Origin of the sequence: Caballeronia sp. GAWG1-1 (assembly GCF_023631465.1) — a bacterium.
In the GTDB taxonomy this organism is placed as follows: domain Bacteria; phylum Pseudomonadota; class Gammaproteobacteria; order Burkholderiales; family Burkholderiaceae; genus Caballeronia.
Genome location: NZ_JALQDB010000132.1, coordinates 1 through 252, shown reverse-complemented (window position 1 = coordinate 252; position 252 = coordinate 1). Strand labels below are relative to the sequence as shown.

Below are 252 nucleotides of genomic sequence, written 5' to 3'. Positions count from 1 at the left end.
GACCGGGCCAATCAGGTCTGGGCGCTCGATACGAGCTATATCCCGATGGCGCGCGGCTTCGTATATCTGACGGCTGTGGTGGACTGGGCGAGTCGTCGGGTCTTGGCACACCGGGTGGCGATCACGCTGGAGAGCTGCCATGCTGTCGAGGCGCTGGAGGAAGCGTTTGCGAAATACGGTAAGCGCGCAGAAATGGACGTCTGGAACTCTTTGATCTGAGCGTGCAGGCTATGTCCACTGTTTCGAATCAGT

At 59.1% G+C, this 252-nt stretch carries 1 pseudogene; it reads left to right on the top strand.

The features are described 5' to 3' along the window. Positions 1 to 183 (top strand): annotated as a pseudogene (locus NCT03_RS33760) (DDE-type integrase/transposase/recombinase); the annotation flags it as partial. Positions 184 to 252: the final 69 nt, after the last annotated feature.